Source organism: Microcystis sp. M144S2 (genome assembly GCF_020246065.1).
Lineage (GTDB): Bacteria > Cyanobacteriota > Cyanobacteriia > Cyanobacteriales > Microcystaceae > Microcystis > Microcystis ichthyoblabe_A.
This window is the reverse complement of record NZ_JADBTR010000038.1, coordinates 1-9,239: the sequence shown is the minus strand read 5'-3', so window position 1 is coordinate 9,239 and position 9,239 is coordinate 1. Positions and strand designations below refer to the sequence as shown.

Sequence of the window (9,239 nt, the reverse complement as noted above, 5' to 3'; positions counted from 1 at the left end):
TAAGTTAAAATTGATTTATAGTAAAGACGACTAGGAATAAATTAATGCTGTGTCAGACTATGGAGTTGACCTTTTCCCAATGGTTTCTAATTAAGAGACGGGCGCAATCGCTAACTCAGGATGATGTAGCAGCCGAGTTAGGCGTGACAAAACAAACCGTTAGCAATTGGGAACGGTCTGTTTCTACCCCTTCCTTGACAATTCCCCAATTTAAGAAGCTGTGTCAACTTCTGGACTGTACCCTTGACGACTTCCCTAACCCCTAACCCTTAACCCTGACTCGTAACCCGTGAAGACTTAGCGATCGCCTACTATCGAACTGACACACTTGTACCATAAAGATCGAGTTTGTTGACTGTTTTGCTTGCCATGTCTAAAGCTGTATAATTGACTGACAGCAAGCCTAACGGCATCCCACCGGCAAAATTTTGCCACTAGCCGATTGACCAAAAAAAAAGCCTGAACATTTTGGTAGGTGTTCAGGACCAAATACAAAATTTACAATATCAATGTTAAATCAAATCGATCCAGTAGTCGAGAATTCCCCTGTACCGACGGGCAATTTTGAAGATTTCCCCTCTCCCCAAAAATCGTTTTTAGCGGTTTCCCCTAATAAATTTTACCACAAACCAGAACCATTGCGGCCACTGGTTTATGGGATTTTGACCCTAGCCGATCGCGCTGGCAATGCCTCTCAGGATGACAAGGGAGGTCGCGGCGATGCTTAAGAGTTTTAACCGCTCTAACCCTTGCCCGGTATGTGGGGAAGCTTCCCCCGATTGTCGGTACTCTACCGATGGGAAATTGATTCTATGCCATTCTCACATCGACTTCGATCCACAGCATCCAGAATGGGATTATCTGGGGGTTGCCAGTAATGGGGTGTGGGGAAAATTTGTTCCCAGAAAAAGCGAAGCATTCGATCGCACGGAATGGGAAGCGAAAAAACTAGAGAGGGAACGCAGCCGATTAGAACGGCAAAAAGAACACGCTAAGAACTCGCTACCTATTCCAGACCGTGACAAGGCTCTAAGGAATCTATCCCAATCGCTAGGGCTGTCACGCCGGCATCAAAAGGCTTTACTCGATAGAGGGCTGACTCTCAGTCAGATAGAGTCAGGACTGTTTTTCAGCATTTACCGGAACGATCCCGTCAAGATAAATGTCCCCCCCAATCTTCCCGGGGTGATTAATGGGAAAATAGCGGCCAGTGGGGACGGTATCGCTTGCCTTGCCTTTGATAGCGAGGGCCGGGCGATCGGATACCAGATTAGGTTAGAGAATGTTACCGATTCTAAGTACCGATGGGCCAAGGGTTTATCTTCTAGCCATTTAGCCGATGGTGAATTACCCATAACAGTTATCCCCAATGGCAAGGATAACGGTCAAGTTTGGTTAAGTGAGGGGATACTTAAACCTTTTGTCGCTGCCCATAAACACGGTATCAATGCCATAGGCGCGGCCAGTGGGCATTTCTCAGGTGCTGCTAATCAGGTTAAAGAAGCGATCGGACCCTATCGACAATTAATTTTATGCCCGGACGCGGGGGACATAAATAACCCTCAAGTGATGCTGAGATGGTCTAAAGAGATTAAATTTTTGGAATCTCTAGGGAAGTCGGTATTAGTCGCATGGTGGGGTCAAAAAACCAAAGATGATGATGATATTGATGAGATAGGGAATCTGGAATCAATCGAATTTATCACGCCTAGCCAATTCCTTGAAATGGGAAAAAGCGATCCTTTACCATTCTGGGAAAAGGTTAAAAGATTAGTAGCGAGAGACAGGAAAAAAACCAGAAAAAGCTTACCTTTACCCTTACCGACTAAACGAGAGGCAAAAATATATGATCGCTCTAATCGATTAAATGAATGGGCATCGGGTAAATATATTCTCGATACGTCTCCCACTGGAAGCGGAAAAAGCCACGATGCAGGCACGCTAAACCCTGACAAGCTAGGGGTTAACGACATTTTTTATATTACCAATGACCCTCGAAATGTCTCAACCCCAACGTTAAAACAATGGTCTTTATTAGAGGGTCGTCACGCTGGCTTATACCGTAACGAATTGGGGGAAGTGAGAACACGAAAAAGGAAAGACTCACTCGATAGGTATCAAGAGAAAAACTTAAGGTCTAATTGCGCTCGGCCCTATACTCACGCAGCCTTAGCTAATCAGAATATAAGCCACGGGTTAGAATCAGCTACTATCTGTCAGGGTTGCCAATTTTTAGAATTATGCCGGTCGGGTAAGGGGGATTATGATTATCTACAAAAGCGTGCCATTGCATTGCAATCTAAGCGATTAATAGCTCACCCGGCAAGCTTACCACTGCCTAAGTCTCTCGATCCTGAAAATGGGTTTAACTATGGGAATACAGCCCTAATTTTTGAGGAAAGTGAACTATCTTTTAACACTACCAAAATAGTTAAGGTAGGGGAAAAAGATATTAAGGATACGATTGAGGCCTTAGCGGAAAAGGATGATAATGATCTATTCCTATCTCTTAAGCCTTTACTGATTACCATTAAGAAGCTTCTCTCGGAAAAACAGCCTAATCGCTATGGTTTTGACGGTAAAATCATTAGAGAGAAGCTTTTAGGATTAATTCCTAGCAATCTCGATTTAATCAAGCTAAAAGAAGCGTTAACCCCTGATTTATCTTTCCTTGACCCATTCAGTGAGAACGGCCAAGACATAGATGATATGCCGGCATCGGTTCGCCGGGCATTCGCTGAAAGTGACAGAAATCTAGCGGAAAAAGCAGAAAATGAGACGCTTAAGCAGTGGATACCTGAATTAATCCTTGCTTTGCAAGGAAAAGGCTATTTATCGCTTAATCATGGTATTTTATCGGTATCTTTTGTTGATTCTAGATTCTTAGCGATTATAGGTGAGGCCGCTAAGGTCATCTTCCTATCGGCCACGGAATCGATCGAAAATCTTGAGGCCCGCACCGGGCTAAATATTGATCTGATTACTACCGGGGGGGATATTCCACAGAATATAGATTTTATCCAAGTAACCGACCTTGGCCGAATGGGTATCAATCGAGGGGAAGGTCAAAAGCGCCGATCTAAGGCTATCCTTGACCATTATCGGGAAAATGACCCCGATAACACGGCTGTCATCCGATTCCAGTCTCACTGTAAGGATGATGGGGATGAGACAAGCCTAAGACATTTTGTCAATTCTCAGGGAACTAACTTAATCACTGGTGTTACTAGATTAATCATCGATGGTTTACCATGCCCTAACCTTGAGTCACTAAGGCATGACTACGCTATTAGCACGGGGAATGACCCCTATGGTGAGGGTTTTAACCGCTATGTCCATCATCAAATTTTGAGAGTCATTCAACAAGAGACGGGGAGGCCGCGGGCCAATCTTTACCCGGATCGTCGGTTTGAGATTATTCTCTTGACCGATTATGATTTTAGCGGCCTTATCCCCCCTAACCAGATTAAGCAGGTCAAGGCCCACGAGATAACCCCGGATGCTGAAAGTGTCAGCGAGAGGACTAAACGGCTAATAGGTGAGGCTGCTAATCAGTTATGGGAAAGCGGGGAAAAAATAACCGAACGTGCGATCGCTACTGTAACCGGCATGGCACGGACTACGATCAATCGGTGCCGGGAGTTCTTAGATGAAATCTTGGCCACAATTGCTATAAGTAACCCATATAGTAAATGTGGCCAAGCGGAAAACCTTACTGAGAGCGAGATAGGCTTATTTGATGATGCTACGGCTTACCTAGCGGCCTCTAGTGATGATTCACTCCTAACGGAATTTGAGGCCCTCCTAGAGGTCTTCGATCGCAGTCAGTGGTCAAATTTATGGGGATTTATACCTATTCCGATAAGAGACAAGCTTCTTAATCAGCTTTTAGCGATCGCTGAATAGGCAAAAAATAGGGAAAATACCGATTTTACACTGGCAAAAAGTGACAGTGATAGGATTATTTTACCCTTAAAAAAAAGATAAAATAGAAGTAGAAAAGTGATAAAAACCCAAAAAATAAATAATTAAATTAAGATAGTGAAAAGCCTTAAAGTCCAGGTTTCCCCACGGCATAAAATCACAGTGGTTCAACGCTAATCTAACCCCATTAAGAAAATGCCCTTATATCCCTTAATATTGGGTATTTTGCCCTACAAAGTGTTTTAAAGCTAATCTATACCTTTGCAAGAAATGACAAAACACACCATAACAACCAAACAGAAAAAACAATTTATCGCGATTTCTGAATGTGAGTTAACCCCCGATGAAATACGCTACCAATATGTCGATCTTTATGGGGGTGCGACGCTCGTTTTAGCACTAAATGTAGATTCCCCCGAACGAGCCGCTAAACTGTGGAAAAGCCGCTCGATCCTTGTCAGCGCAGCGAGACAGTGTGATATATCGAGATACATTCTAATCAATCTGCTAAATTCCCCTTACGGCTTCGCCATGCTATCAAGAGAGGACCTTTCACCGGAACCGATCACCCGATTTAATGTCCCTAGAATGGCAAAATTTTGCCATTCTAGAAAACTGTAGTACGTTGTATTACAATAAGAAATATTTTTAGTACGGCCTAGAAAAAACAGGATTTTCCTATCTTTTTTAGTGAGAAAAATGGGACTAAGCGGGAAGTAACGGGAAGTGGAAGGACAGCCGATCATTCCCTAACCTAAAATCCTCTCGTAAACTAAGCAAAAAAGATGACAAAATTTTGTCATCTTTTCAGGATTAACTAATCCTTTTCTTGATCTTTATTGTACCAAAACCGACCGCGAAGTTCCCATTGATTTTTATATTTAGGAGTAGGATGCCCCTTTTTTTTCCATCTCGTAATATTTGATTTATCGATCCCTAATTCCCGGGCTAATTCGCTGTCAGTTAATCCTTTTTTAGCCGATGGAACCTCGATCGCATTCTGATCGATGGTTTTATCGGTTATGGGGGAAACGATTAAAGTATCTGGCAAGGGGATAATCTTTTTTTCCGAGTCCTCGATCGCTGGTCGGTCCGGTGGTGAGGGTGGGAAAATGTCACCCTCACCCAATTTATCGGGGGGAAGGGGGGAAGTATTAACAGTCTCAACCGTTCCATCGATGGAAGCGATCGCGTCCGTTCCCGGTGGTGACGGTGGTGAGGGTGAAACTTCCGGGGTCACGGTTTCGATCGCTGGTCGGTCCGGTTCATCGGGGGAAGTGTCCCCGGGTAGGGAATCGATCGCCGGTCGGGCCAGAGGGGGAAGGGGGGAAGGTTCCTCAATGGTGGGAATTGGGGAAGCGATCGAAGCCGATTGCTGTAACCTTAGCAGTCTCTCCATGTTTTCAATCCGTGCCAGTAAATCACTTGGTAAATACTCAGGTATCATACTAGGTAACTTATCAAGTATGATACTCTCTACTTTACCGTCTAAGTCAGGTAACTGACTAGGGACGGTATCAGGCGAATTAAGCTTTTTTTCGAGAATCTCATCGATCTTTTTTTCGATCGCATCCTCACTAAATTTACTAGGTACGGTATCGAGTATAGGACTACTCACTAACTCAGGGTTATAAGCGAGAAGCTTTAATAACTCAATGATTCCAGTGCCAAGAGAAGGGTAGATCACCCCTTCCTTATCCTTACGGGTGATACCGTACTCATTACAGTACCCAGTAATGAAAGACTCGATTTCCTTTGGTAGATAGCAGGTTACAGCCTTGTTGTTTGTACTCATGGGTAAGTTACCTAGCCGATTACTTTTCTATTCTAATACCTTACCCTAATACCTTACCCTAGTAAGTGACCTATAAGATATAGTAATGTTTTGTAGTCAATTACCTAGTAAAGTCTGATTAATGGGTAGTTGACTTAGGTAAGTGACTAGGGTATTATAGAGATATAAGGGGTTGAGAGAACACCACAGAAAACCCCACAGAACCTAGAAAACTAAAGAGGATTAAAGATATGTTATTCGCTTCCAAGATTAACGAAGTTAATGCAACGATTGCTAACATTTCCCATGAAATCGAGGACTTACAGGCACGGATCGAAGCATTACGGATCGAAAAGCTTGAGTTAGAGCAGTATCAACAGCAGTTAGGCAGTGCCGAAAATGCTTCCGAGAGTGCGATCGAACAAGTCCGGACGGCACTGGCAATGATCAAGGCAATTAGCCCATCAGAACGAGAAACCTTTAAGGATGCCCTAATCTCGCTGTTTACCGATGATGCTGACATTCCCTTACTGGCAAGCGCCGATCCCGATCCCGAACCGGAACCATCGGATGATGCGATCGAGAACGGTCACAACGGGAATGGTCACAATGGGAACGGTCACAATCACGCCATTGATATTGAGTCTCTAGTAATTGGTGTGAGTGACATTGAGGCAATCCTAAACAAGCTAGGAATCAATGAACTGCGAAAACTGGCGAAGTCTCGATCGCTTGCTACAAAAGGGACTAAATTTATCCTGATTCACCGATTAATCGAGTCTGGCATCTCAGAGGCTGATCTGAATTAAAAAAGCGACAATCACCCCGACCGATCGCGACGGTCGGGTGCAATCCTCTAAACTAAACCATCGAGAATATCGGTCACTTCCCCTTGATGATTTTTGCGATTGTCATCGTAGATCAACAAGGTATTGAGTGAACTATGGCGCGATAACTTTTGTACCCTGCGAACATCTCCCCCGGTAGCCTCTAGGGCCGCTGTGATAGAACTGTGTCTGATTCTATGAGGACTCATAGCCTTAGTTATGCCTGCGGCCTGACAGCGATCGCTCACAATATTGTAAATTCCCTGAGTAGATAGGCGGCCGTCTTTATAGCCGATGTTCACAGAACAAAATAAAGCCTTATCGGGTTGATGCTCACCCCTTGCTGACAGCCATGACTCAATTGCTGTGACCGTGCCACTGCCAAGAGAGATAATCTCCGATTGATTCCCCCTTCCCTTCCCAAAAATTCTCAGGGTTTTAGACTTTTGGTCAAAGTCAGAAATATTGGCCTTAGACACTTCCGATCGCCGGAGCGCGTTAGACCATAAAAGGATTAGGAGTGCATAATCCCTTACTCCCTTAAGGGAACCCCGGTCAATAGCCGATAGGACTTGTTTGAATGTCTCAGAATCAACCCCGGAAGTGTCACGGTATGATGATATTTTTTCTCCCTTAACAGACTCAAGCATAAAATCACAGTGACCGCAATTATAAGAGAATGAGACTAAAGACTTGATAGCGGCTAACCGTCGGTTAATTGTGGCCGATTTTAACCCCTTTTGAATTAATTCCCCTTTATAGCGGGAAACTAGGGCATAAGCACCATGGCGATCGAGCGATAGAAACTTCCCCAATTCCAGATTAATATCTGAGAGAAAATTCTCAATGTCACGCCGGTACACCCTTTGAGTGTGGGGTGAGCGCTTAGTAGCTAACCAATCAGATAGAACCCTTCCCCAATCGGTAACAGTGGGAACCGGGGTTAAATGGGAAAGTCTAGAGTTAAGTAGTACAAGGTTATCTGACATATAGCGAAAAGGTTTATTATCAACAGATTCCCCTGATTATCCCCCTTTTTTCAGCCTTAGCCGATGGTTAGGAGTCAGGAGTTAGGAGTCAGACAATCCCCCGACCGTCGCAATCAGTCGGGGGATTGAAACTATAGTCATTTCAATTAAGATTGAAACTATCAATGCCAGAGTTCATAAGGGTTTAACTGGTCTAGAGTGTATCAGACTTATCTGAAATGACTACTTAGCAGGTTCTCAGATGCCGGTCTCGATTGAAAAGCAGATCGAGACCGGCAAAATTTGGCCAGGTTCTAGAGCCGATTTACCTTACCGGGTAATCTTCCACCCCCATCATCGCGAGTCCGTAGCGGCGATTCCCACAGACCTTAACTAAGCAAAACTGACTTAACCCCATTTGTCGGGCGGCGCTCACTAGATACGCTCTTTGGTCCCAAAACTTAGATGCGATCGATTCGTCGAAAAAATCGACTACTAAAACTTTGACTGATTCTCCACGTCTTTCTATTTGTTCAAAATAAAGAGAAACTTTTCCCTCAAGATCACACTCGGAAATCAAAATAAATTGTTTTTTCCAATCTGACATTTTTCTACTCTTAGGGTGTGGTTTAATTACTGACAGCCGATAACTGATAATTGATAACTGATAATTAATCCTCTAATTCCCAATCTGCATAGTCGATATTATCTCGCCAATCAAGCAGATTGGGCATCTCATCTCCATAACTAAGAGAGATAGCTGGGTAGATATTTTCAAGCAATTCTAAGGCTTCTTTTTTGCTAGAAGCGGGTAGGGTTACTTCGAGTTTTATCTCAAGTATTCCAGTAAATTCTTTGAGTTTTGTCATCTTTTTCTACTCCTAATTTAAGGGGGAATTTAACCCCCCGGTTACTAATTACTTACAGCCCGAATTTTTTTTGAGCGCCGATAAACAAGGTCGTGGCAACGGCGCGGCGGTCTTCCCCTTCTACTCCTAACCCGTCAGCTTGTTGCAAACAAAACCCGTAAAGTTTCGCCATTTCTTGGATGTATTGGGCTATTTCTCGCTTTTGATTGGGTGATAACTCGCTCTCGTTATGTTTCTCGCTTGTTTTCTCGATTTTGTGATCGTAGTTGTGGAATGGTTTCACGGGTACGGTTTCAGGTAAGGGTTGGCCCAGACTGACTAAGTTGGGATCCTCGACAAGGCTATATTTACCCTTGTTATCGAGGGTGAGGGTTAGCCGAGCATTCCGGATGACGTGCTTTTGAGAGTATTCATCATCACCACCGCGCCATACGGTCACTTTTTCCCCGTTATCACGTCTTACACAGTCGATAACGGTTCTCTCACCGTATTTAGTGTTAACGCGGCGGGCGCGGTCGGTTGCCATTGCTTCGATTAGTTGTACCATTGTTTTAGACCTAATAAGGGTTAACGGAAAGGCGATCACACTAATTTGCAGTTGGGAGTGGTCGTCTTTCTCTATGTTTACTATTATGTCAAATTCATTTTGAAAAGTCAATATAGAAAGTATTAAACATTTTGCATTATTACAGCATCATATATAAAAATAGCTTATACTTATATAAAATTAATAAACTAAGTTAAAATTGATTTATAGTAAAGACGACTAGGAATAAATTAATGCTGTGTCAGACTATGGAGTTGACCTTTTCCCAATGGTTTCTAATTAAGAGACGGGCGCAATCGCTAACTCAGGATGATGTAGCAGCCGAGTTAG

Annotated in this window: 9 protein-coding genes; 4 read left to right on the top strand and 5 right to left on the bottom strand. The window is 43.6% G+C overall.

Going from position 1 to position 9,239, the window contains the following annotated elements; genetic code table 11:
- The first annotated feature begins 44 nt into the window (after nucleotides 1-44).
- From IM462_RS04895 to IM462_RS04885, 3 genes are all read left to right on the top strand, one after another.
- Complete coding sequence (locus IM462_RS04895; RefSeq protein ID WP_287703222.1) at nucleotides 45-266, top strand: helix-turn-helix transcriptional regulator; 222 nt, start codon at nucleotides 45-47, stop codon at nucleotides 264-266.
- Nucleotides 267-509: 243 nt separating this feature from the next.
- The gene (locus tag IM462_RS04890; protein ID WP_287703220.1) at nucleotides 510-728 is read left to right on the top strand and encodes a hypothetical protein; all 219 of its coding nucleotides are present in this window, start codon (nucleotides 510-512) and stop codon (nucleotides 726-728) included.
- Complete coding sequence (locus tag IM462_RS04885) at nucleotides 721-3,906, top strand: hypothetical protein (protein ID WP_287714901.1); 3,186 nt, start codon at nucleotides 721-723, stop codon at nucleotides 3,904-3,906. Before IM462_RS04890 ends, IM462_RS04885 begins: the two co-directional genes overlap by 8 nt.
- An 835-nt stretch (nucleotides 3,907-4,741) precedes the next feature.
- On the opposite strand, the gene IM462_RS04880 is transcribed toward IM462_RS04885, so the two are convergent.
- Nucleotides 4,742-5,719, bottom strand: a complete 978-nt coding sequence (locus tag IM462_RS04880; protein WP_287703234.1) for a hypothetical protein — start codon at nucleotides 5,717-5,719, stop codon at nucleotides 4,742-4,744.
- A gap of 230 nt (nucleotides 5,720-5,949) precedes the next feature.
- On the opposite strand from IM462_RS04880, the gene IM462_RS04875 reads away from it, so the two are divergent.
- The gene (locus IM462_RS04875) at nucleotides 5,950-6,507 is read left to right on the top strand and encodes an SAP domain-containing protein (protein ID WP_287703232.1); all 558 of its coding nucleotides are present in this window, start codon (nucleotides 5,950-5,952) and stop codon (nucleotides 6,505-6,507) included.
- 47 nt (nucleotides 6,508-6,554) lie between these two features.
- Here the strand turns inward: IM462_RS04875 and IM462_RS04870 are convergent, their stop codons facing one another.
- The 4 genes from IM462_RS04870 to IM462_RS04855 form a co-directional block, all read right to left on the bottom strand.
- Complete coding sequence (locus tag IM462_RS04870; protein ID WP_287703230.1) at nucleotides 6,555-7,514, bottom strand: tyrosine-type recombinase/integrase; 960 nt, start codon at nucleotides 7,512-7,514, stop codon at nucleotides 6,555-6,557.
- A gap of 304 nt (nucleotides 7,515-7,818) precedes the next feature.
- Nucleotides 7,819-8,100 (bottom strand): hypothetical protein, encoded by a 282-nt coding sequence (locus tag IM462_RS04865; protein ID WP_287703228.1) that lies wholly within the window; start codon nucleotides 8,098-8,100, stop codon nucleotides 7,819-7,821.
- 64 nt (nucleotides 8,101-8,164) lie between these two features.
- Nucleotides 8,165-8,362, bottom strand: coding sequence for a hypothetical protein (locus IM462_RS04860; RefSeq protein WP_287703226.1), 198 nt, complete (start codon nucleotides 8,360-8,362; stop codon nucleotides 8,165-8,167).
- Nucleotides 8,363-8,414: 52 nt separating this feature from the next.
- Entirely contained in the window at nucleotides 8,415-8,909 is a 495-nt protein-coding gene (locus IM462_RS04855) for a hypothetical protein (RefSeq protein WP_287703224.1), read from the bottom strand.
- Nucleotides 8,910-9,239 lie beyond the last annotated feature (330 nt).